Genomic DNA, 21,640 nt, shown 5'->3' with positions numbered 1-21,640 from the left:
GCGGGCTGCTTGGGCATGATGGGGCTTCCTTCTTCGTCCCGCAAAGTCTATACCAAACCCCTCAGAGCGCGAGGTTTTTCAGACCTTCCACAAACATGAGCAGAAAGCCGCTTCTTGCGCGTTTTTTGCGGGCTGCTACTGTGCCGCAAACTTAGCGGCGAGGTTTCGATGCGTGCTCTTCCCCTGTTGATTGCCCTGTCCCTTCCGGGGGCTGCGCTGGCGCAGGATGTGCCCTGCGGCGGCAGCTTTGCGGGCTTTGTCGACGGTTTGCGAGAGGAGGCCATCGCGCAGGGCCACGACCCGGCGCAAGTGGCCCGGTTCCTTGCCGGCGTGCGGCAGGACGACCGGGTGCTCAAGGCGGATCGGGCGCAGGGCATCTTCCAGACCCCGTTTGTTGCCTTCTCGCGCAAGCTGATCAGCCAGTACCGGCTGGACAAGGGGCGCGAACTGGCCGGGCGCTGGGACACGGTGTTCGACCGGATCGAGCGCGACTACGGCATCTCGCGCGGGGTATTGTTGGCCTTCTGGGCTTTCGAGACGGATTACGGCGCCTTCCAGGGCGATTTCAACACGCTGAACGCGCTGGTGACATTGGCGCATGATTGCCGCCGTCCGCAGATCTTTCGCCCGCAGGTCTTTGCCGCGCTGGAGCTTTACGGGCACGGCGATTTCGATCCGGCGACCACCACCGGCGCCTGGGCGGGCGAGATCGGCATGGTGCAGATGCTGCCGCGCGACATTCTGGAAAACGGCATGGACGGCGATGGCGACGGCCATGTGCTGCTCAAGACCTCGGCGCCGGATGCGCTGATGTCGGGCGCGAAGATGCTGTCCTCGCTGGGCTGGCGTCCGGGAGAGCCCTGGCTGCAGGAGGTGGTGCTGCCCGCCGAGATGGACTGGTCGCAGACCGGGCTCGAGACCGAGCTGAGCGTGGCAGACTGGGAGCGTCTGGGGGTGCGGGCGCGCGAGGGCCGGCTCGACGACGCACGGCTGCCCGCCTCGATCCTGCTGCCGCAGGGGCGCGGCGGCCCGGCCTTCATCGCCTATCCGAATTTCCGGGTCTATTTCGAGTGGAACCAGAGCTTTGTCTACGTGACGACGGCGGCCTATTTCGCCACCCGTCTGGAGGGCGCTCCGGTCTATGACGCAGGCACGCCCGATCCGGGGCTTTCGGGCGCGCAGATGAAGGCGCTGCAACAGGCGCTTGCGGCAAAGGGCTACGACGTGGGCGGCATCGACGGCATCCTGGGCGCGGGCACGCGGGCGGCGGTGCGGGACATGCAGGCCAGGCTGGGCCTGCCGGCGGATGGCTGGCCGACGGTGGGGTTGTTGGGGAGGTTGTGAGGGGTAGTTTGGGGGGGGAGGCTGGCGGGAGGGTTAGGTTTGAGCCCTCTCCAGCCCATCCGCATGATGTCAGATTGGGAAGACGGCAGAGTTTTAGGTATATGGCACAAGATCTTTCGAACCTTCACCCCGACGTCCAAGAGTTTGTGCAATGCTTGCAGCGTATTCGTCGCCTATTGGTAGAAAATCACGAGCGATTCTGGTGTCTTCGTATCGAGAAAGTTATTCAACTTGCTCGGAAATCCGACGGATACTCTGTGGAGCTGTTTCTGGGCTTCTTCGGAGGAATGGGAAGCTTTGACGATCTTGTTCTGGATACTACAGACGTCGCCAACTCGGATCTTAGGAAAGAGAAAACCAAAGCCTATCAAATTGCGCAGAATCTGCGGTGACTGTCCGCTTCGTCCCAATTGCTGACGTCGGTCTGCCCGACTACGCTGCACGGTGTCATGAATGACCGGTTTAGGGAAGCTTCCCCGCAGCGATGACCAACCCGGTGAACGGCAGCTCTGGGCCGTCTCTGCCGGGCAGGCCCACTCACCAGAACGTCCAGCACGCCGCGCCGCCGCAGGTCTGCTCCGTGCCCGTTCTTGACATTTCTCACAGCAACGCCGCGTGTTAATGCCGCCTGTCAGAGGCGACTGCCTTGCTCGTCCATTTCGCGTGCGCGAGACAGGATGCGCCGCACTTCGCTCCTAATGGGCTGGAATTCAAATTTCTTGCCAAGGAGCACGCAAATGCCATGCGTTGGATCGACCAGCCTGAAAATATGCCCGATGGCCTCGTCGGCGAGCGCCTGGTCGTCTACCAGCGGACTTGGGAAGAAGTACCCGGCTCGATCCTCAAGAAGGAAGCGGTCAAGGTCCTCGTCGAAATGCTCAAACGCATTTCGCAACTTGCGCCATTTCATTGCCGATGCTTCATCAAGCGCGAAGGCATCTCGCAGCCGATCACCACGCGCGACTGCAAGTTGGTTTTGCTTCTTCATTGGCCAGAAGAAGCGGGATAGCGCGCCCGCGTGGGTCAACGCCTCTTGAATAGTGGCGACGATCAATTCGGCCGAACAGGAGGCGGCAACAGCCTCATCAAAGCGCTGGAACGCCGCCTCCGAGCGCTCGGCCGCATAGATTATCGAGTGGATGTAAAACGCTTCGTAGACGGGATAGATGCCCTGGTACTGCCGCGCTATTAGTGTCTCTCTCTCTTTGAGCCCATCTTCATCCAATTGTGCCATTTCGCTACTCCTGATGATTTCTGGTTGCACCATACCGCCAACGTCAGCTTTGTCCGCAAAGCCGCACTTCCCCCACTTCACCCCGGAATAATCTCGAACTTCACCACATCCACCATTCCACGGTCGGTGATCTTCAGCGCCGGGATCACCGGCAGGGCGAGGAAGGCCAGTTGCAGGAAGGGCTCTTCCAGCGTCACGCCCAGCCCGCGCGCCGCCGCGCGCAGATCGGTCAGCCGGTCGCGGACCTCCTCGAAGGGCGCAAGGCTCATCAGCCCCGCCACCGGCAGCGCCAGTTCGGCCAGCACCGCGCCGTCGCGCACCACGACAAAGCCGCCCTCGATTTCCGAGAGCCGGTTCGCCGCCAGCGCCATGTCGGCGTAATCGACCCCCACGCAGGCGATATTGTGGTGGTCGTGGCAGACCGTCGAGGCGATGGCGCCGGCCTTTAGCCCGAAGCCCTTCACGAAGCCCGTCGCGACATTGCCGTTCTTGCCGTGCCGCTCGCACACCGCGATGCGCACCAGATCGCGGGACGGGTCGGGGTGCTTGTCACCGTCGGCAATCGCGATGGTCTCGTGCAGGTGGTCGGTGAGGATCTGCCCCTCGCGGATGCCGATCACGTCGGTCTCTTCGCGGTTGCCGGTGGCGCGGAATTGCGCGGGGCTGAGGCGCGGCGCCTTGACCGAGTGCCGGCCCACCGGCGCCACCGTGCCGCGCTTGGCAAAGGCCGCGTCGTCGGCCCGCACCCCGCCCGCCAGCACAAGCTGCGCGTGGCAGCCCTCGAGCGAGTCCACCGCCACGATATCGGCGCGCTTGCCCGGCGCGATCATGCCGCGATCCTTCAGCCCGAAGGCCTCCGCCGCCGAGAGCGTCGCCGCGCGATAGGCGGCCAGCACCGGCGTGCCCAGAGCGATCAGCGTGCGGATCATGTAATCGAGATGCCCGTGCTCGGCGATGTCCAGCGGGTTCCGGTCGTCGGTGCACAGGCACATATAGGGCGCCGTGCGTTCGCTCAGAAGCGGTTGCAGCGCGTGCAGATCCTTGGAAACCGAGCCCTCGCGGATCAGCACTCGCATGCCCTTGCGCAGCTTCTCCAGCGCCTCCTCGGCGCTGGTCGCCTCGTGTTCGGTGCGGATGCCCGCCGAGATATAGGCGTTCAGATCCTTGCCGGAAAGCAGCGGGCAATGGCCGTCGATATGACCGCCCTCGAAGAGCCGCAGCTTCTTCATCGCCTCGGGGTCGCGAAAGATCACGCCGGGGTAGTTCATGAACTCCGCCAGCCCGATGCCCGAGGGGTGGCCCATGAGCTCTGCCAGATCCTCTGCCAGCAGCTCGGCGCCCGCCGTCTCCATATGCGTTGAGGGCACGCAGGAGGAGAGCTGCACGCGGATGTCCATCAGCGTATGGGTCGAGGCCGCCTGGAAATAGCGGATGCCCTCGGCGCCGATCACATTGGCGATCTCGTGCGGGTCGCAGATCGCCGTGGTGACGCCGCGGGGCGTGACGCAGCGGTCGAACTCGAAAGGTGTGACCAGCGAGCTTTCGATATGCAGATGCGTGTCGATGAAGCCGGGCACCAGGATCAGGCCGGACACGTCGATGACCTCGCGCCCTTCGTAGCTGTCCAAGACACCGACGATGGTGTCGCCACAGATCGCCACGTCCCCCTCCAGCAGCGCGCCGGTCATCAGGTCGAGCACCCGACCGCCCCTCAGCACCAGATCCGCCGGCGTGTCGCCGCGCCCCTGTGCGATACGGGTTTCCAGCTCTGCCATGATCCGCCTCCTTCTGCTGCGCTTGCCGTGAGTCTGGCACAGCAAACCGGCGCAGGCGAGAGGCCGCGGGGCCGCATCCGGTTGCAAAGCCGGGAGAATGGGCGCTTACTTGCGCCGAGGAACCAGAAAAATCAGGGAGAGAGATCATGACCACCCTCCGCCTCGCCGCGGCGGCCGCGCTGTTCTCGGCCGGTGCCGCCTATGCCGATTGCGATACCGTCGTGTTTTCGGATGTGGGCTGGACCGACATCACCGCCACCACCGCTGCCACCTCCGTGGTTCTGAAGGCGCTTGGCTACGACACCGACATCAAGGTGCTCTCGGTGCCGGTGACCTATACCTCGCTGGCCAAGAAGGACATCGACGTCTTTCTCGGCAACTGGATGCCCACGATGGAGGCCGATATTGCCCCCTATCGCGAGGCTGGCACGGTGGACACCGTGCGCGCCAATCTCGAAGGGGCGAAATACACGCTGGCCACCAACAAGGTGGGTGCCGATCTGGGGATCCGGGATTTCGCCGATATTGCAGCCCACGCGGAAGCGCTGGACGAGACCATCTATGGTATCGAGCCGGGCAATGACGGCAACCGGTTGATCATCGACATGATCGAGGCGGATGCGTTCGGGTTGAAGGATTTCGAGGTCAAGGAAAGTTCGGAACAGGGGATGCTGGCGCAGGTCGGCCGCGCCGTGAGCCGCGATGAGCCCATCGTCTTTCTGGCCTGGGAACCGCATCCGATGAATGCCAATTACGCGCTGACCTACCTGACCGGTGGCGACGATTATTTCGGTCCGAACCTGGGCGGTGCGACGGTCTATACGAACACGTCGGCGGGCTATGTCGAGGCTTGTCCGAATGTTGGCAAGCTGCTGGAAAACCTGGAATTCTCCCTGGCCATGGAGAACGAGATCATGGGCGCGATCCTGGATGACGGGACCGATCCGGAAGAGGCCGCCACGGCCTGGCTCGCGGCTCATCCCGATGTGGCGGGGGCCTGGCTCGACGGGGTGACCGCAAAGGATGGCGGAGACGCCATGGCTGCGGTGACGGCGGCGCTGCAATAAGTCCGGCCCGGGACCGGTTCCGCCGCTCCGGCAGGCGGGATCGGTCGCATTTTAAAGGATAAAATTACACGATTCAGCGCTCGTTCATCAGACGCGGGTCAAGTCTTTCCCGTGCGAGATCTCGAACGGGAAGGTCTGAAATGAGTTTGCGTCTGATGATGCTGAGCGCAATCGCCCCGCTGCTGGCGCTGACGCTCTATTTTGCGGGCAGCGAGTTGTCGTCTCTGGCGGAACTGTCGCAGCGCGAGGCGATGGTTTCGCGGGTGGCCGAAGACTCCGACCGGGTCTCGGATCTTGTGCATGAATTGCAGAAGGAACGCGGGTACTCCGCCGGGTTCACCGCATCGCAGGGCGAGACGTTTCGCGATGCGCTTGCCGGGCAGCGGCAGGCGACCGATGCCGTGCTGGCAACGGTGCGTGCGGGGACGCCGGAGATTTCTGCCATCGCACCGAAGGGGATGGCCGAGGCGCAGGCCGGGCTTGAGGCGCTTCGGGTGCGGCGCGCGGAAATCGATTCCCTGCGGCTGACGGTGCCGGAGCTGGCCGGGTTCTATACCGGGATCATCGACCAGTTGATGGCGGCATCGCGCCAGATCCGGCTGGGGGCGAATGCCGATCGCGCGGCGCTTCTGATGGAGGCGTCCGAGCTGGTCGCTCTGGCCAAGGAAAGCGCCGGGCTCGAACGGGCGATGGGGGCAACCGGGCTTGGCGCAACACGGTTTCCCGATGCCGTGCACCAGCGCTTTACCGAGCTTGGCGCGCGACAGCGGGCCTTTCTCGCTCGCGCCGGCGAGGTGCTGGGCGACGCGGCATTCGTCGAGCGGCTGAACGCACGCCCGGCGGCGCAGGCCGTGGCGCCGATGCGCGCGGCGATTGTCGGTTTGCCCTATGGCGGGGCGCTGGACGGCCTGACAGCGCCCGACTGGTTTGCCGCCTCCACCGCCTGGATCGACGATCTGCGGGCGGTCGAAGCCGGCCTGATGGCCGATCTGGAAACCTATACCGGCGGTGTGGCGACGCAGTCGCATCGTGATCTGTGGTCGCGTGCGGTGATCGCGGCGATCGTTGTTCTGCTTGTGGCGGTGTTCGCCTTCACGCAGGCCGAGCTGGTCACCCGGCGCCTGCGCAAGCTGACGGCGGTGATGCATGAATTCATCGAGGGTCGTTTCGATGCCTGGGTGCCTTATATCAAGGGGCGCGGCGAAATCGGTCGCATGGCCAATTCCGTCTACCGGTTCAAGCAATTGACCCGAGCGGCCATCGACAAGCGCCAGAAGGACGAGGCGCGGCTGAATGCGCGGCATCAACAGGTGGTCGACCTGGTCACCGAAGGTCTGAATGCGCTGGCCCATTCGGACCTGACCCGCGCGTTCGATGAGGAGCTGGCGCCCGAATACGATTCGATCCGCACCGATTTCAACACCGCCACCGCGCGGCTGCGCGATGTGATGCTCACGCTGGTCGAGACGGTGGCCGAGTTACAGGACCGGTCGGGGGACATGCGGGTCTCGGCCTCCGATCTCGCCGACCGGACCAACACCCAGGTCGAGACCATCGCGCGCACGGCGGATACGGTCGCGGGGCTGACCGAGACGTTGCAGGAAACCAGCGGCTCCCTGAAGGATGCCAAGGGGCTCGCGGATGAGGCCAAGGGCCGGGCCGACCGGTCGGGGCAGGTGGTGCGTAGCGCGGTGGCGGCGATGGACCGGATCGCGGAATCCTCGGGCAAGATCGCCCAGATCACCACGGTGATCGAGGATATCTCCTTTCAGACCAATCTTCTGGCTCTGAACGCCGGGGTCGAGGCCGCGCGCGCCGGCGAAAGCGGCAAAGGCTTTGCCGTGGTGGCGATGGAGGTGCAGAGCCTGGCCAGCCGGTCTGCCGATGCGGCGCTCGAGATCAAGGCGCTGATCGAGGAGAGCGCCCGCGAGGTGAAGGGCGGCGTCGATCTGGTCGGCGAAACCGGCGACTCTCTGGAGGCCATTCTCGACCAGATCCGCCGCGTCGATCAGGTTTTGTCCGGTGTCAGCACCGCCGCCGAAAGCCAGAGCCGCGAGCTTCAGGGGGTCAACTCCGCGATGCGCCGCCTCAGCGAGCTCACTGCGCAGAACACCGCCGTGGCCGATGCGAGCCGCGACAGTTCGAGTGATCTGGCGGAGCGGGCGCAACATCTGGCGCAGCTTGTCGCCGAATTCGATCTGGGGCGTCCGGGCACCGGCGCGCCACCGCTGAGCGCGCGCGAGGTTCGGGTGGCCTGATCGGCCGGGATCGGCGCTTGACCGCCGGGCGCGGCTCCGCCAGTTTCGGGCGATGGAGTGGCTGACAGAGCACAAGATCCCGGTCGGAGATGCCGCAGAAGCGCTGTTTGGCTGGCTTCAGCGCCATGCCACCTGGGCGTTCGATGCGCTGGCCTGGGCCATGGAGCGGCTGATCGAGGGGATTCTCTGGGCCCTCCAGACGCCGCCGGAACTGGCTGTGATCGCCGTTGTCGTGGCGCTTGTCTGGAGGCTGCACCGGACCTGGAAGGTGCCGGTCTTCGTGTTGGCGGGCTTTCTGTTCATTCTCAACCAGGGCTATTGGGAGGAGACGACCGAAAGCCTCACGCTGGTGCTGTCGGCCTGTGTCGTCTGCATGGGGATCGGTGTGCCCATCGGTATCGCCGCCGCGCACCGCCCGCGGCTGTATCGCCTACTGCGCCCGGGGCTCGACCTGATGCAGACGCTGCCGACCTTTGTCTATCTGATCCCGTCGATCGTGTTTTTCGGCATCGGCATGGTGCCGGGGCTGATCGCCACGGTGATCTTTGTGCTGCCGGCCCCGATCCGGCTGACCCATCTGGGCATCTCGACCACACCCGAGGCGCTGACCGAGGCTGCCGCCGCCTTTGGCGCCACACCGCGCCAGACCTTGTGGAAGGTGGAGCTGCCCTATGCCGCGCCGCAGATCATGGCTGGGCTCAACCAGACCATCATGCTGTCGCTGTCGATGGTGGTGATCGCCGCGCTGGTCGGTGCGGATGGGCTCGGGGTGCCGGTGCTGCGGGCGCTCAACCGCGTGGACACCGGGCTTGGCTTCGAATCCGGTCTGATCATCGTGGTGGTGGCGATCATGCTCGACCGGGCGCTGAGGATCCGCGGGTGACCCTGGCCGTCCGGTTCCGCGATGTCTCGATCATGTTCGGCGACCGGCCCGAGATTGCCTTGCCACTGGCCGACGCGGGCATGACCCGGGCCGAGATTCAGAGCCGCACGGGGCAGGTTCTGGGCGTTCACGATGCGACACTGGAGGTGCGCGAGGGCGAGATCGTCGTGCTGATGGGGCTGTCGGGGTCGGGAAAATCGACGCTCTTGCGGGCGGTGAACGGGCTCAACCCGGTGATCCGGGGCGCGGTCGAGGTGCATGACGGCAGCGGCATGGTGGATGTCACCCGCTGCAAACCCGAAGCGCTGCGCCGACTGCGGCAGAGCCGCATTGCCATGGTGTTCCAGCAGTTCGGCCTTCTGCCCTGGCGAAGCGTGGCCGAAAACGTGGGCTTCGGGCTTGAACTGGCGGGGCTCTCCGCCGAGCAGAGGCGCAGCGTCGTGGCGCGGCAACTGACGCTGGTGGGGCTGGCCGACTGGGGCGACCGCAAGGTGAGCGAACTTTCGGGCGGCATGCAGCAACGCGTGGGGCTGGCGCGGGCCTTTGCCACCGAGGCGCCGATCCTGCTGATGGACGAGCCGTTTTCGGCTCTCGACCCGCTGATCCGGACCCGGCTTCAGGACGAGCTGCTGGATCTGCAGCGCGATCTCAGACGCACGATCATCTTTGTCAGCCACGATCTCGACGAAGCCTTCAAGCTGGGCGGACGCATTGCCATTATGGAGGGCGGCCGGATCGTGCAATGCGGCACCCCGCGCGAGATCTTTTCGGCTCCGGTCAACGCCTATGTGGCCGATTTCGTTGCCAATATGAACCCGCTCGGGGTGCTGACAGCGCGTGACGTGATGGCGTCGGGCAGTGGCGGGCCGGAGGTTCCGGCGGAAACGCCCGTGCGCGATCTGATGGCGCGGTTGCGGGCAACCCCTGCTCTGACGGTGACAGAGGGGGGCACGCCCGTGGGGCAGGTGACTGCCGCCAGCATCGTCAGCCGTCTTGCGGGCTGAGCGGGGCCGCCAGCGTTCTGCCCAGACGCGCGCGCAGGGCCGCGCGGCTTTGCTGCCAGAGCCCTTCGAGCGCTCGAAGCTGCGCGGGATCAGGGGGAGCGCCGCGCTTGATCCGCGCCTCGATCTGCACCAGAGCCAGGCGCAGTGCCTCGGCTCCGAAGGTTCCGCTGGCGCCGGCGCACCGATGCGCCAGCGCAGCCAGGTCCGGGTTTCCCGGATCGGACCCTGACAGGGTCGCGATGTCGTTATCGGTCTCCTCCACGAAGCGCGTCACAAGCAGATCGACCTTGTCGCGGGGGAAATCGGTGAGGAAGTGTGAGAGCAGACGGTCGTCGAGCAACGTGCTGCGCTCGGAAGCGGTCTCTGCCGGGGCGGGCGGCAGAGGGGGCGCCTCCGGCAATTCCGAGACCGCCTCCTCCAGACCGCGCAGCAGCAGGGCGCGGTCGATCGGCTTGGTGAGGCAGGCGGTCATGCCCGTCTGGTAGAACTGTTCCCGCTCTTCCGGAAAGGCATGGGCGGTCAGCGCGATGATCGGGGTTGCGGCGGAGGCACCGTGCCCGCCACGGATGTGTTTGGTGGCCGAGGTCCCGTCCATGACGGGCATGGAAATGTCCATCAGGATCACATCGAACCGATGCTCGGCGGCGCGGCGCACTCCCGCACGGCCGTTTTCGGCAAGCGTGACCGTGTGGCCTGCGGCTTCCAGCATCTCGCGCAGGATGAAACGGTTGACCTCGTTGTCCTCCACCACCAGCACGTCAAGCCGGAGCGCAGGGCGGACATCGGGTGCGGCGTTGTCTGGGAAGGCTGGCTCCGGGAAGCCCGGAACCGGGGGCAAAGGCAGGCGCACCCAGAACAGGCTGCCCTCGCCCGGTTCGCTTTCCGCACCGATGGATCCGCCCATCAGCCGGGTGAAGCGCTGGGCGATGCCCAGCCCGAGGCCGGTGCCGCCGGTTTCGCGCGCATAGGAGGAATCGAGTGTCTCGAAATCGTTGAAAATGCGGATCAGATCCGCCTCTCGGATGCCGATGCCAGTGTCGATCACACGGATTTCCAGCTCGCCTTGTGCCGCGTCGAGATATTCGACCTCCAGCTCGACCGCGCCGTCGCGGGTGAATTTCAGCGCGTTCCCCACCAGGTTCAGCAGCACCTGCCGCAAGCGCCGCGCGTCGCCGAATACCCCCGCGCCCGCTGGCCCGGCCCAACGCCAGCTCAGCGCGTTGCCATAGGTCTCGGCCAGAGGCAGCGCGGTTTCCACGACCCCGTCGAGCAGCCGGGGCAGGGAAAACGGTGCCGAGACTGCCTCCATCTTGCCGGCTTCGAACTTGGCCAGATCGAGGACATCGTTGACGAGGTCGAGCAGCAGTTTGCCCGAGGATTGCATGCGGTCGAGCAGCTCTGTCTGCCGTTCGGTGAGGCTGTGGTCGCGCATCAGTTGCATGGTTCCGAGCAGGCCGTTGAGAGGTGTGCGCATCTCATGGCTCATCACCGCGAGGAATTCCGATTTCGACCGTTCGCCCGCAAGCGCGCGGTCGCGCGCTTCGGTGAGCATTTCCTCGGCATCCTTCCAGCGTGAAATGTCGCGGATATAGGCGACGTAGAGCGGATCTTCCGCCTCGGCGCGGTCGACCGAGAGTTCCGCGGGAAACGACCGCCCGCTTCTGGTCTGCAGCACGGTCTCGAACTGCCGTTCCTCGGGCAGCGGCCGGCGGCGCTCCTCGGCGAAGGCGAAGACATCGTTTTGTTCGGGCTGGCGGTATCCCGGTGCGATCAGGAATTCGGCGGCGATCCGGCCGCAGGCTTCGGTTCGGCTGTAACCGAAGAGGCGCTCGGCAGCAGCGTTGAACACCCGCACGGTGCCGGATTCGTCGGTGACCACGATGGCGTTTGGCGAGGTCTCGACAATCGTCTGCATCCGGGCCCCGGCGATCTGGATCTCGTCCGCCCGTTTGCGGGCCAGACGGAACAGGCGGAACAGGGTGAACGCAAGCAGCGTCAGCCCGAAGAACAGCGCCATCAGCACCACCGCCATGTAGATCATGAGTCGTGTGATGCCCTCGCGCCGGTCGTCCGAGACCTCGGCAAAGGCGGCGAGCGCGGCAAGGGAAAAGGCCCGCACATCCGCGGCCACGCTCTCGGCGCGCGCGGAGATCCGGGGCAGGGCGGCGTGTAGCGCCGCATCGGAGGCGTCGATCAATGGCACCGATTCGTCAAGAAAGCCCTGCACCCGTTCCTGCGGCCCGGCATATTGCCGGCTATCGTGCAGCGACCGGAACAGCTTGCCGCTGCTCATCGTGGCCATGCGGCTGTAGAAGATGTCGAAGCGCAGGCGCAGATTGTCCAACGCATCGGGCGCATCTTCGGCGTCTTTCAGCGCGAGCCGGAATTGCAGAAACTCGACATCGGCTTGTGAAAGGCTCCATTGCAGGTTGTCGGAATTTGCGGTCGAAAATGCGTCGATCTCGCGCAGGACAAGCCAGCCGAGCCACACCACAAGCATGGCCCAGAGCACCAGTGCGAGCCCGGCAACGGCGGTTTGAGGAACCGTCGCGCGGCCGGGTCTTGCGCGGGCAAAGCGGGGCGGGATCTGCATGGCTGGCCGGGCCCTCGGCTGCGGATGTCATTCGCGCACAGCGATACGCGCAAGCTGCCAGATGCTGCGCGCGTAGATCTTTTCGGACCGGTACGCCGGATCGCTGTCATAGGGGTAGACGATCCAGAGCGGGCCCTTGTGCCGCACGGACATCGGCGCGCCATTGTTGCGGTAGGCGACGATGGGGCCGTCCGCCTCCCAATCCTCGCGCGGGATGTCCACTGCGTAATCGTTGATGGCGATGGCCCGCAGATGGCCGCCGCGGGCTCCGACCGCCTCCATCAGATGGCGCAGCGACACGCCGGTGAAGTGCTGTTCGCCATTCGTCCAGATCGTCCGGGTGGTGAAGCTGCGCCGCTCCATCGCTTCGAGCATGGCGAGATCGAAAACGGCGGTGACCCCATCGTTGGTGTGGTCGATTGCGCCGCTGACGGTCAGCAGCGGCGGACCGGTGGGCGTGTCGAGATCGGCGGCGGCCAGCGGCAGGGTCAGCAAGAGCATTGCGGCGGCGGCGCTGCGGAGCGTTCGGAGAAAAGTCATGGCGCGGATCCTTTTCAGGCGGAGGCGGCAGTGTCTCATGTAGAGGGCCCTTGTCGGAATGCGGGCATCGGGAGAGGCCGCCTATCCGGGGGGATAGGGACGCGGGGGGCGCGGGGCCCTTGGAGGACTGGTGGGCTCATGGGGCGGGTCTAGGCCAATCCGGTTAAGAAACTGCCGCGCGGCCCAGGTTTTTATATCGAATGTTTCGCAAACGGCGCGGGCCATCTGTGCCGTGATCCCATCGCAATGCCGCCCTATTCACAATTTCACCGCGTTTTGGGCGCAGTATTCCACGCCACAGCCCGCCGATTCGCGGCCTCAGTTCGAGGAGACTGGATTTTTGAACGCTTCCCAGACCATGCGGCACATGACGCCCGCCTCGTCCGTTCTGCGCGTGCTGATCGCCGACGATCACGATCTGCTGCGCGACACGCTCGAAGTGTTTCTAAGGGGCGAGGGCGATTTCGAGACCGTCAGCGTGGCCAGCTATGCCGAGGCGGAAAAGCTCGTGAAGGCCGGGGAGCGGTTCGACCTGGTGCTGCTGGATTACTCGATGCCGGGGATGAATGCGCTGGAAGGGCTGACGCGGATGAGCGCGCTGGAAGGGGCGAAACGGGTGGCGATCATTTCCGGCACGGCCAGCCGCGAGGTCGCGGAAAAGGTGCTGGAGGAGGGGGCCGCGGGGTTTCTGCCCAAGACGCTGTCGGCGAAGTCGCTGGTCAACGCGGTACGTTTCATGGCGATGGGCGAGCAATATGCGCCGCTCGATTTCCTGCGCGGCGACGATGGCCATGTGGGCAACCCGCTTGCAGACCGTCTGTCACGCCGCGAACTCGAGGTGCTCGAGGGGCTGACGCAGGGCAAATCCAACAAGGAAATCGCCCGCGATTTGGATATTCGCGAACCCACGGTCAAGCTGCATGTAAAGACGCTTTATCGTAAGATCGGGGCGTCGAACCGGACCCAGGCCGCGTTGCTGGCCAAGGAGGCGGGGCTTTTCTGACCGGTCGGCGACCTTGCCCCGCGCGGGGCAAGATCAGATGGCGGTCCGTCAGACCCACTGCGCCATGGGCGGCAGGCTCATCAGCACCGCATTTGCGTCGTGCCCGGTGGCCAGCCCGAATTTGGTGCCCCGATCATAGACGAGGTTGTATTCGGCGTAGAGGCCGCGATGCACCAGCTGGGTCGTCTTGTCGGCTTCGGTGAAGGGCGTTCCGCGGCGCCGGTCCACCAGCGGCAGATAGGCGGGGAGAAAGGCGCGGCCGATGTCGCGGGTCAGCGCGAAATCCGCCTCCCAGTCGCCGCTGTTGCGGTCGTCCATGAAGATGCCGCCCACCCCGCGCGCGCGGTTGCGGTGGGGAATGAAGAAATACTCGTCCGCCCAGGCCTTGAACTCGGGATAGAGCGTGTCGCCATGCGGATCGAGATGGGTCTTCTGGGTGGCGTGGAAATGCGCCGTGTCCTCGTCGTATTCGATGCAGGGGTTGAGATCGGAACCGCCGCCGAACCACCAGGCGCCGGGCGTCCAGAACATCCGCGTATTCATGTGCACCGCCGGCGCGTGCGGGTTCTGCATATGCGCGACAAGGCTGATGCCGCTGGCCCAGAACCGCGGATCCGTCTCGATCCCCGGCACGCCCCGCGCCGCCATCGCCTTTTGCGCCGCCGCGCCCAGGGTTCCGTAGACGGTCGAGACGTTCACCCCGACCTTCTCGAACACCCGTCCGCCGCGCATCACGCTCATGAGCCCGCCGCCGGCATCGCTGCCGTCTTCGGTGGCGCGTTTGGTCGGCGTCACCTCGAAACGCCCGGCGGCGCGATCGTGAAAAGGCCCCTCGGTGTGGCTGTCTTCCAGCCCTTCGAAGGCGGCGACGATCTCGTCGCGCAGGCTGCGGAACCAGTCCGAGGCACGGGCCTTACGGTCGGCAAAAGCGTCTGTGTCGGTCATCGGGATCTCCTCGCATCCTTGCGCCGGTGTTAGCGGCAACCGCGCGGCGAGGCAATCAATGCGCCGGTGCTGCAACCGGGTCGAGCAGCGTGCGCCCGCCGTCCACGGTGAGAATCTGCCCGGTCATGAAGCCCGAGCCGTCCGAGGCCAGGAACTGGACCGCCTCGGCCAGCGCGTCCGGTCCGGCAATCCGGGCCAGCGGGGTGTGCGCCTCGATCTCGCGACGGTAGTCGGGGTGGCTCTTGAGCCTGTCCTTCAGGCTTGCCGACATCACCGAGCCGAAGCCGATGCCGTTGACCCGGATGCGATGCGGCGCCATCGCCACCGCCATGGACCGGGTCATCTGGTCGAGCGCCGCGCAGGAGACCGAATAGGCCATGAGCTGCTGCTGGGTGCGACGCGACGCGATGGAGGAGAGGTTGATGATCGCGCCCAACTGGCGGTCGCTGTCGCCGTTGGCCTGTTTGATCATCCGGTTCGCGACGATCTGGCTGAGCCGCAGCGCCGGCATCAGGTTCTGCCCGAGCAGCGTCTCCATCGAGCTGTCTTCGAGGTCGAGCGCCTCGGTGGGCATCATCTGACGGGCGCCGTTCACCAGGATGTCGATCCGGTCGAACGCATCGAGCGTGGCCGAGACGAGATTGGCCAGTGTCAGCCGTTCGCGCAGGTCCCCGGCGAAATAGCACATGTTGCCACCGTCGGTTTCCTGGCCGCATTCCTTGGCAAGCCGGTTTTCGTCCATATCGGCGAACATGACATTGGCGCCCTTGTTCGCGAAATGCCGCGCGATGGCGAGCCCGACACCGTTGGCGGCACCGGTGACGATGGCGGTTTTGCCTTCGATCGAATAGCTCATAAGGCTCCCTTTGCGGTTTGGCCGGTTGGCGGGACGTTAGCGAAGATCAGCGGAGCGGGCGAGCGCCGTGAAGGATCTTGAAGCGGCTGTCGCCCGCAATTTCCTCGGTCTGCCGGAAATGTGCCGCAAGCGTGGTCTCGTAGGGCAGGTGGCGGTTCGCCACGAGCCAGAGCTGGCCCGAAGGTTTCAGCATGTGCCGGGCGGCGGCGATAAACGCCTGCCCCAGAGACGGGTCGGCCTTGCGTCCCTGGTGGAAGGGCGGATTCATCACCACCGCATCCAGTGGTTCGGACGGGCGCCATGTCGTGGCATCCGCCCAGTGGAACGTGGCGCGCGGGTCGGGGATATTGCGCCGGGCGCAGTCGAGCGCGGCGTGATCGGCCTCGACCAGATGCAGGGCCGCGATGTCGGCACGCGCCAGAAGCCCGCGGGCGAGCCCGCCCCAGCCCGCGCCGAGATCGGCGACCCGCGCACCGAGCCTGACGGGCAGTGCCGCGAGCAGCGCTTCGCTGCCCGGGTCGGGGGCGTCGGCAGAGAACACGCCAGGCGCGGTCCAGAGCCCGTGTCCGTTCTGCGCCGGCCCGCGCGCCCAACCGGCGAAATCCCCGCTCGCGAAAAACCAGAGCGTCTTGCCATGCGCCTTGGAGACCTGACCCAGCACCGGCACCCGCGCCTTCACGGCCTTGGCGAGCGTGTCGATGCCATCGGTCTTCTGCCCGTCGAGAACGATCAGCCCGCCCGGGGCGGCGGCACAGGCGGTCGCGATGCGGGCCTCGGCCAGATCGCGGGCGCGGGGCAGAAAGACAATGGCGGCGGCGAAGGTGCCCTCGGGCGCCAGCCCCACAGGCACGCCGCGACGGGCCCAGGCATCGTGGTCGGGTTTGAACCTCTGCACAACGGCGCAGCGGTCGAGCGGCAGCGCGTCAGAGACCAGATCGCCGGGCGCGCCGATCAGCAGGATGCGGCCTTCGGCGGGCAGGGTCAGGCCCGCCTCTGTCGCGAAACTCAATCTGTCGGCTGTCATGGCAGGGCCGGCGCAGGGGCGCGGCCTACTCCTTTTCCATGGTGCATTGCAGCGGGTGCTGATGCCGGCGGGCGAAATCCATCACCTGGCCGACCTTCGTCTCGGCGATCTCGTGACTGAAGACGCCGACCACCGCCACCCCCTTCTTGTGCACCGTCAGCATGATCTCGAACGCCTGCGCGTGGGACATGCTGAAAAACCGCTCGAGCACATGCACGACGAATTCCATCGGCGTATAATCGTCGTTCAGAAGAAGCACCTTGTAGAGCGGCGGGCGCTTGGTCTTGGGCTTGGTCTGCACGACCACATCGGCATCGCCCTCGCCATCGTCGGGAGAAGAGGGCGTGGTTGCGAGGCGGATCGTGTGTTCCGTGATGGTGATCGTCATCTCGGGCTCAAGGCGCTTTGCGGTTGCGGGTTCGAAGCGTCTATATAAATCGGTGCAGCCCGGGAGGGAAGGGTTGCCATACGGAGTCTGTCTCTTATGCACCGGAAATTGCAAACAATCGGTTTCGACGCGGATGATACCCTTTGGCACAACGAGCGGTTTTTCAAGCTGACGCAGCAACGATTCGCGGATTTGCTTGCCGAACATGCAGATGCCGAACATCTGGGCGACCGGCTGCTGGAGGCGGAGAGGCGCAATCTGGGCCATTACGGATTCGGCGTGAAGGGTTTTGTGCTTTCGATGATCGAAACCGCCATCGAGGTGACCGAGGGCCGCGTGCCCGGCGATGTGATCGGCGAGATCCTCAAGGCCGGGCAGGAGATGCTCGATCATCCCATCGAGCTTTTGCCGCATGCGCGCGAGGCGGTGGAGGCGCTGGCGGACGGGCACCACCTGGTGCTGATCACCAAGGGCGACCTGCTGCATCAGGAGCGCAAGCTGGCGCAATCGGGGCTGGGCGAGCTGTTCGATGCGGTCGAGATCGTCTCGGACAAGCGGCCCGACACCTATGCGCGGATCTTCGGCGGCTGTCCGGGGGGCGCGGCGGGGGCGATGATGGTCGGCAACTCGCTGAAATCCGACATCCGTCCGGCGATCGAAGCCGGTGGCTGGGGCGTCTACGTGCCGCATGATCTGATGTGGACGCTGGAGCTGGCGGAAAAGCCGCAGCATCCGCGCTTTGTCGAGCTGCCGGATCTGGGGGCGTTGCCCGAGCTGGTCACACGTCTCGGTTGATTTTCGCGAGTCGTGTGCCATAATCCCGCCACAATCGCCGGTTTTGGGGTGGCGACGCGGCGCCGACCCTATATGTGGATTTTACTGTCTGTAAAAAGGGCAAAAAATCAAGGGATTGCAGGGTTTCTTTAAGGCGGTTCTCGTGTTACGCTGATGTTAATCAAAACAATCGTCCACCGGAAAATTCGGGGACACGAGGCAGAGAAGGCAGATACCGTGACGGGACGGCGTAGGCAACGGCCGGGCCGAGCAGGCCTATATTTTTTGACACTGATCTGGTTCGTCATCGTGGTGCCGATGAGCGCGATGGCTGCGCCCTATGCGGCCATGGTGATGGATGCCCGTTCGGGCGAGGTTCTGCATTCGCGCAATGCGGACACGCCGTTGCATCCGGCCTCTCTGACCAAGATGATGACCCTCTATATCGCCTTCGAGGCGGTGGAGCATGGCGAGCTGACCATGGACACGCTGGTGACCGTGTCGCGCAACGCCGCCTCCGAGCCGCCGTCGAAGCTGGGGCTTCAGGAAGGTCAGAAGATCAAGCTGCGCTATCTGGTGCGCGCGGCGGCGGTGAAATCCGCCAATGACGCCGCCACCGCCATCGGCGAGGCCATCGCCGGGTCGGAGGCGGCCTTTGCCCGCCGGATGAACCGCACGGCCAAGGCGCTGGGCATGACCCGCACCACCTTCAAGAACGCCAACGGTCTGACCGAGAGCGGCCACATGTCCACCGCCCGCGACATGTCGATCCTCGGGCGGCACATGATCTATGACTATCCGCAGTATTATAACCTGTTCTCGCGGGTCACCGCGGATGCGGGCATCCGCGAGGTGGCCAACACCAACCGCCGTTTCCTGGGCTCCTACAAGGGCGCCGACGGGATCAAGACGGGCTACACCCGCGCGGCCGGGTTCAACCTCGTGGCCTCTGCCGAGCGCGGCAAGGAGCGGATCATCACCACCGTCTTCGGCGGCCGGTCGACCGCCTCGCGCAATGCCAAGGTTGCCGAGCTGATGGATCTGGGATTCCAGCGGGCCAATACCCGCGTGGCGCTGCGCAAACCCGCCAAGCCGCCTTATCTGGGCAAGCAGGACAGCGGGGCTGTCGTGGTTGCCCGTGGCGACGATCCGTCGCCCGACGGCGCCCGTGGCAAGACGATCCGCGTCGCGGCCGCGGCGGTGAGCCGCAGCCTGCGCCCCAAGGCCCGTCCGGGTGTGTCGGGCACCGAAGTGGCGCCCCTGGTGGCCAAGGTCGAGGAAGACATCGAATCCGTGCTTGCGGTGGTGCAGACCGCCGAGGCCGCCAAAGCCGCAGAGGTCGAAACCGTGGCCGATGCCTCGAACGTGGCGCCGGACGTTTCGGTCAAGCCGGTGCGCCGGCCCAAGGGGATCGTGCTGGCCAGCGCCTCGGCCGCCGCGCCTGTGACGCAGGCCGCGGCGGAACCCGTCGAGGAACAGGAGGTCGTGACCCGTCTGTCCACCTCCGGCGGGCGCCACTGGGGCATCAATGTCGGGCGCTATCCCAGCCGCTATGCCGCCGAGAAGGTGCTGCTGAAGACGGCGCTGATGGAAACCAGCACGCTTGACGGATCGCTGCGCAAGGTGGTGAACCGCAAATCCGGTTTTGACGCCAATTTCATGGGCCTGTCCCGTGAAACCGCCGATCTGGCCTGCCGTCGCCTACAGGCGCGCCAGGTGACCTGTTTCATGATCGGACCGAGCTGACGGAACCAAGACCGCACCGGCGAAAACGCCGGGCGGACCTCCAGAAACCTGCCCCCGGACACCTCGCCGGGGGCTCTTCTTTTTTCAGGTAGGAGAGACGTCAGCCGCGCCAGTCGAAAAAGCCGGGGCCGGCCTTGCCCAGAAGCTCGCGGGCGAGCTGGCGGCCCAGCACCGGGCCATCAGCGATGGCGCCTGAGATCTCGCCGGCATAGGCCGCTGCACCGTCGGGCGAAAGGATCTCGCCGCGCAGGCGCAATCCCGTCCCGTCGAACTCAGCAAGGCCCGCGATCGGGGTTTCGCAGGAGCCGTCCAGCTCTGCCAGAAAGGCGCGTTCGGCGGCAAGCCGGCTGGCGGTGTCGCCGTCGTGGATCCGCGCCAGCATCTGCTGGGCGCGGGCATCGTCGCGGCGGCGTTCGATCCCGATGGCGCCCTGCGCCACCGCCGGCAGCATGTCCTCGGGCGCAATCGGAGTCTTCGGCACGGCGGTCATGTTCATGCGGTTGAGCCCGGCCATGGCAAGGAAGGTGGCGGCGGCCACCCCGTCGGCGAGCTTCTGGAGCCGGGTCTGGAGATTGCCGCGGAACTCCACCACCGTCAGATCGGGCCGGCGATGCAGAAGCTGCGCGCGGCGGCGCAGCGAGGACGTGCCCACCACGGTGCCGACGGGCAAGGCGGCCAGCCCGTCATGACCCGGCGAGATGAAGGCGTCGCGCACGTCTTCGCGCGGCAGGTAGCAGTCGAGGATCAGCCCCTCGGGCTGCAACACCGGCATGTCCTTCATCGAATGCACGGCGATGTCGATGCCGCCGGCGAGAAGCTGCTCTTCGATCTCCTTGGTGAAGAGCCCCTTGTTGCCGATCTCCTTGAGCGGACGGTCGGCGGCGATCATGCTGCGGTCGTCGCCGGTGGTCCGGATCACCACGATCTCGAACGCCTCTTCCGCCAGCCCGAAGGCGGCGGCGAGCCGGTCGCGGGTTTCATGGGCCTGGGCCAGCGCCAGCGGCGAGCCGCGGGTGCCGATTTTCAGCGGCTGGTCGGGGGTCGGGAGCGTGATCGTCATGGGGCGAAGCTTTATGTCGCGGGATTGCTTGTGGCAATGGGGCGTGAATTGACATATTGCCGCCTGCACGACGATTGGGAGGCCGCAATATGACAAAAACCATCCTACGGGCGCTGGCCGGTGAGGTTCTGCCCACCCCGCCGATCTGGATGATGCGGCAGGCCGGGCGCTATCTGCCGGAATATCGCGCGACCCGCGCGGAGGCGGGCGACTTCCTGTCGCTCTGCTACAACCCCGAACTGGCCGCCGAGGTGACGCTTCAGCCGATCCACCGCTACGGCTTCGACGCGGCGATCCTTTTCGCCGACATCCTGCTGCTGCCCCAGGCGCTGGGTCTCGATCTGTGGTTCGCCACGGGCGAGGGGCCGCGCATGTCGACGGTCACCACCGAGGCGGAGTTCGACAAGCTCGGGCAGGGGGACATGATCCACGCCACGTTGTCGCCGATCTACGAGACGATCCGCATCCTCAGGCGAGAGCTGCCCTCCGAGACCACGCTGATCGGGTTCGCGGGGGCGCCCTGGACCGTGGCGACCTATATGATCGCCGGGCGCGGCACCAAGGATCAGGGGCCGGCGCATGGGCTCAAGGCCGAGAACAGGCCGGTCTTCGAGAAGATCATCGAACGGCTGACCGAGACGACGATCGAATATCTCTCGGCGCAGGTCGAGGCGGGCGCCGAGGTGGTCAAGCTGTTCGATAGCTGGGCGGGCTCGCTGAAGGGCGAGGATTTCACCCGCTACGCGCTGGAGCCGGCCCGGATCATCACGCAGGAGCTGAAGGCACGGCATCCGGGACTGCCGGTGATCCTTTTCCCGCGCCAGGCGGGGCAGGGCTATATCGGCTTCCACGAGGCCACCGGCGCCGATTGCGTCGCGGTGGATGACAGCGTGACGCCGGAATGGGCGGCGGCCAATGTGCAGGTCTCGGGCTGTGTGCAGGGCAACCTCGCCTCGTCGCATATGGTAACGGGCGGCGACGCGCTGGTGGCCGAGACGCGGCGGGTGGTGAAAGCCTTCTCCAACGGGCCGCATATCTTCAATCTCGGCCACGGCATCACCCCGGACGCGGATCCGGAGAATGTCCAGCGCATGATCGACACGGTGCGCGCGGGCGTCTGAGCGCTTTGGGCCGGTACTGGCCCGA

19 protein-coding genes are annotated in these 21,640 nt (G+C 65.6%); 10 read left to right on the top strand and 9 right to left on the bottom strand.

Translation table 11 applies throughout. The features are described from left to right. Window positions 1-168: 168 nt before the first annotated feature. Both M4578_RS23480 and M4578_RS23475 read left to right on the top strand, forming a co-directional pair. Window positions 169-1,344, top strand: coding sequence for a lytic murein transglycosylase (locus M4578_RS23480; protein ID WP_258095571.1), 1,176 nt, complete (start codon window positions 169-171; stop codon window positions 1,342-1,344). Between the two features lie 101 nt (window positions 1,345-1,445). Further along, entirely contained in the window at window positions 1,446-1,736 is a 291-nt protein-coding gene (locus M4578_RS23475) for a DUF6966 domain-containing protein (RefSeq protein WP_258095570.1), read from the top strand. A gap of 239 nt (window positions 1,737-1,975) precedes the next feature. Here the strand turns inward: M4578_RS23475 and M4578_RS23470 are convergent, their stop codons facing one another. Continuing rightward, entirely contained in the window at window positions 1,976-2,578 is a 603-nt protein-coding gene (locus M4578_RS23470) for a hypothetical protein (protein ID WP_258095569.1), read from the bottom strand. Window positions 2,579-2,655: 77 nt separating this feature from the next. Further along, complete coding sequence (ade, locus tag M4578_RS23465; RefSeq protein WP_258095568.1) at window positions 2,656-4,353, bottom strand: adenine deaminase; 1,698 nt, start codon at window positions 4,351-4,353, stop codon at window positions 2,656-2,658. 146 nt (window positions 4,354-4,499) lie between these two features. Between ade and choX the strand changes: the two genes are divergently transcribed. The 4 genes from choX to choV all read left to right on the top strand — a co-directional run bounded on the left by choX (window position 4,500) and on the right by choV (window position 9,565). Then, on the top strand, window positions 4,500-5,420 hold the full coding sequence (choX, locus tag M4578_RS23460; protein WP_258095567.1) for a choline ABC transporter substrate-binding protein: 921 nt from the start codon (window positions 4,500-4,502) through the stop codon (window positions 5,418-5,420). Between the two features lie 140 nt (window positions 5,421-5,560). Then, window positions 5,561-7,678, top strand: a complete 2,118-nt coding sequence (locus M4578_RS23455; RefSeq protein ID WP_258095566.1) for a methyl-accepting chemotaxis protein — start codon at window positions 5,561-5,563, stop codon at window positions 7,676-7,678. Window positions 7,679-7,730: 52 nt separating this feature from the next. Next, window positions 7,731-8,561 carry a choline ABC transporter permease subunit gene (gene choW / locus M4578_RS23450; protein WP_258095565.1) on the top strand — a complete coding sequence of 277 codons (831 nt, stop codon included), beginning with the start codon at window positions 7,731-7,733 and terminating at the stop codon, window positions 8,559-8,561. Then, entirely contained in the window at window positions 8,558-9,565 is a 1,008-nt protein-coding gene (gene choV, locus M4578_RS23445; protein ID WP_258095564.1) for a choline ABC transporter ATP-binding protein, read from the top strand. Before choW ends, choV begins: the two co-directional genes overlap by 4 nt. Here the strand turns inward: choV and M4578_RS23440 are convergent. Further along, window positions 9,546-12,158, bottom strand: coding sequence for a hybrid sensor histidine kinase/response regulator (locus tag M4578_RS23440; RefSeq protein WP_258095563.1), 2,613 nt, complete (start codon window positions 12,156-12,158; stop codon window positions 9,546-9,548). The genes choV and M4578_RS23440 overlap by 20 nt on opposite strands. Window positions 12,159-12,185: 27 nt before the next feature. Next, window positions 12,186-12,698, bottom strand: a complete 513-nt coding sequence (locus M4578_RS23435) for a putative pterin-binding protein (RefSeq protein ID WP_258095562.1) — start codon at window positions 12,696-12,698, stop codon at window positions 12,186-12,188. 388 nt (window positions 12,699-13,086) lie between these two features. Between M4578_RS23435 and M4578_RS23430 the strand changes: the two genes are divergently transcribed. Beyond that, window positions 13,087-13,701, top strand: coding sequence for a LuxR C-terminal-related transcriptional regulator (locus tag M4578_RS23430; RefSeq protein ID WP_258095578.1), 615 nt, complete (start codon window positions 13,087-13,089; stop codon window positions 13,699-13,701). Between the two features lie 48 nt (window positions 13,702-13,749). Here the strand turns inward: M4578_RS23430 and hemF are convergent, their stop codons facing one another. Genes hemF through clpS form a run of 4 tightly spaced genes read right to left on the bottom strand, consistent with a single transcriptional unit; the run spans window position 13,750 to window position 16,914 of the window. After that, window positions 13,750-14,646, bottom strand: coding sequence for an oxygen-dependent coproporphyrinogen oxidase (gene hemF, locus M4578_RS23425; RefSeq protein WP_258095561.1), 897 nt, complete (start codon window positions 14,644-14,646; stop codon window positions 13,750-13,752). A 55-nt stretch (window positions 14,647-14,701) separates the two neighbouring features. Continuing rightward, window positions 14,702-15,502 (bottom strand): SDR family NAD(P)-dependent oxidoreductase, encoded by an 801-nt coding sequence (locus M4578_RS23420; protein ID WP_258095560.1) that lies wholly within the window; start codon window positions 15,500-15,502, stop codon window positions 14,702-14,704. A gap of 46 nt (window positions 15,503-15,548) precedes the next feature. Further along, window positions 15,549-16,526: a class I SAM-dependent methyltransferase gene (locus M4578_RS23415; protein WP_258095559.1), complete on the bottom strand. Its 978-nt coding sequence runs from the start codon at window positions 16,524-16,526 to the stop codon at window positions 15,549-15,551. Between the two features lie 25 nt (window positions 16,527-16,551). Continuing rightward, the gene (clpS, locus tag M4578_RS23410) at window positions 16,552-16,914 is read right to left on the bottom strand and encodes an ATP-dependent Clp protease adapter ClpS (RefSeq protein WP_258095558.1); all 363 of its coding nucleotides are present in this window, start codon (window positions 16,912-16,914) and stop codon (window positions 16,552-16,554) included. Between the two features lie 96 nt (window positions 16,915-17,010). Here clpS and M4578_RS23405 point away from each other — a divergent pair, with 96 nt between their 5' ends. Both M4578_RS23405 and M4578_RS23400 read left to right on the top strand, forming a co-directional pair. Continuing rightward, a complete protein-coding gene (locus tag M4578_RS23405) occupies window positions 17,011-17,709 on the top strand; it encodes an HAD family hydrolase (protein WP_258095557.1) in 699 nt (232 codons plus the stop codon). 297 nt (window positions 17,710-18,006) lie between these two features. Next, a complete protein-coding gene (locus M4578_RS23400; protein ID WP_258095577.1) occupies window positions 18,007-19,434 on the top strand; it encodes a D-alanyl-D-alanine carboxypeptidase family protein in 1,428 nt (475 codons plus the stop codon). A gap of 100 nt (window positions 19,435-19,534) precedes the next feature. Here M4578_RS23400 and hemC read toward each other — a convergent pair whose 3' ends face one another. Then, window positions 19,535-20,494 carry a hydroxymethylbilane synthase gene (hemC, locus tag M4578_RS23395; protein WP_258095556.1) on the bottom strand — a complete coding sequence of 320 codons (960 nt, stop codon included), beginning with the start codon at window positions 20,492-20,494 and terminating at the stop codon, window positions 19,535-19,537. Window positions 20,495-20,583: 89 nt separating this feature from the next. Here hemC and hemE point away from each other — a divergent pair, with 89 nt between their 5' ends. Beyond that, entirely contained in the window at window positions 20,584-21,615 is a 1,032-nt protein-coding gene (gene hemE, locus M4578_RS23390) for a uroporphyrinogen decarboxylase (protein ID WP_258095555.1), read from the top strand. Window positions 21,616-21,640: the final 25 nt, after the last annotated feature.

The organism is Salipiger pentaromativorans (assembly GCF_024721115.1).
Taxonomy (GTDB): Bacteria; Pseudomonadota; Alphaproteobacteria; order Rhodobacterales; family Rhodobacteraceae; genus Salipiger; species Salipiger pentaromativorans.
This window is presented reverse-complemented; position numbering and strand designations above follow the sequence as displayed.

Excerpts from the sequence above, each read along its gene's own strand:
- M4578_RS23480 (WP_258095571.1), top strand. The coding sequence starts at position 169 with ATGCGTGCTCTTCCCCTGTTGATTGCCCTGTCCCTTCCGGGGGCTGCG.
- M4578_RS23470 (WP_258095569.1), bottom strand. The coding sequence starts at position 2,578 with ATGGCACAATTGGATGAAGATGGGCTCAAAGAGAGAGAGACACTAATA.
- choW (WP_258095565.1), top strand. The coding sequence starts at position 7,731 with ATGGAGTGGCTGACAGAGCACAAGATCCCGGTCGGAGATGCCGCAGAA.
- hemC (WP_258095556.1), bottom strand. The coding sequence starts at position 20,494 with ATGACGATCACGCTCCCGACCCCCGACCAGCCGCTGAAAATCGGCACC.
- M4578_RS23400 (WP_258095577.1), top strand. The coding sequence starts at position 18,007 with ATGAGCGCGATGGCTGCGCCCTATGCGGCCATGGTGATGGATGCCCGT.
- M4578_RS23455 (WP_258095566.1), top strand. The coding sequence starts at position 5,561 with ATGAGTTTGCGTCTGATGATGCTGAGCGCAATCGCCCCGCTGCTGGCG.
- clpS (WP_258095558.1), bottom strand. The coding sequence starts at position 16,914 with ATGACGATCACCATCACGGAACACACGATCCGCCTCGCAACCACGCCC.
- ade (WP_258095568.1), bottom strand. The coding sequence starts at position 4,353 with ATGGCAGAGCTGGAAACCCGTATCGCACAGGGGCGCGGCGACACGCCG.
- M4578_RS23420 (WP_258095560.1), bottom strand. The coding sequence starts at position 15,502 with ATGAGCTATTCGATCGAAGGCAAAACCGCCATCGTCACCGGTGCCGCC.
- M4578_RS23435 (WP_258095562.1), bottom strand. The coding sequence starts at position 12,698 with ATGACTTTTCTCCGAACGCTCCGCAGCGCCGCCGCCGCAATGCTCTTG.
- M4578_RS23440 (WP_258095563.1), bottom strand. The coding sequence starts at position 12,158 with ATGCAGATCCCGCCCCGCTTTGCCCGCGCAAGACCCGGCCGCGCGACG.
- hemE (WP_258095555.1), top strand. The coding sequence starts at position 20,584 with ATGACAAAAACCATCCTACGGGCGCTGGCCGGTGAGGTTCTGCCCACC.
- M4578_RS23405 (WP_258095557.1), top strand. The coding sequence starts at position 17,011 with ATGCACCGGAAATTGCAAACAATCGGTTTCGACGCGGATGATACCCTT.
- M4578_RS23415 (WP_258095559.1), bottom strand. The coding sequence starts at position 16,526 with ATGACAGCCGACAGATTGAGTTTCGCGACAGAGGCGGGCCTGACCCTG.
- hemF (WP_258095561.1), bottom strand. The coding sequence starts at position 14,646 with ATGACCGACACAGACGCTTTTGCCGACCGTAAGGCCCGTGCCTCGGAC.
- M4578_RS23475 (WP_258095570.1), top strand. The coding sequence starts at position 1,446 with ATGGCACAAGATCTTTCGAACCTTCACCCCGACGTCCAAGAGTTTGTG.
- choX (WP_258095567.1), top strand. The coding sequence starts at position 4,500 with ATGACCACCCTCCGCCTCGCCGCGGCGGCCGCGCTGTTCTCGGCCGGT.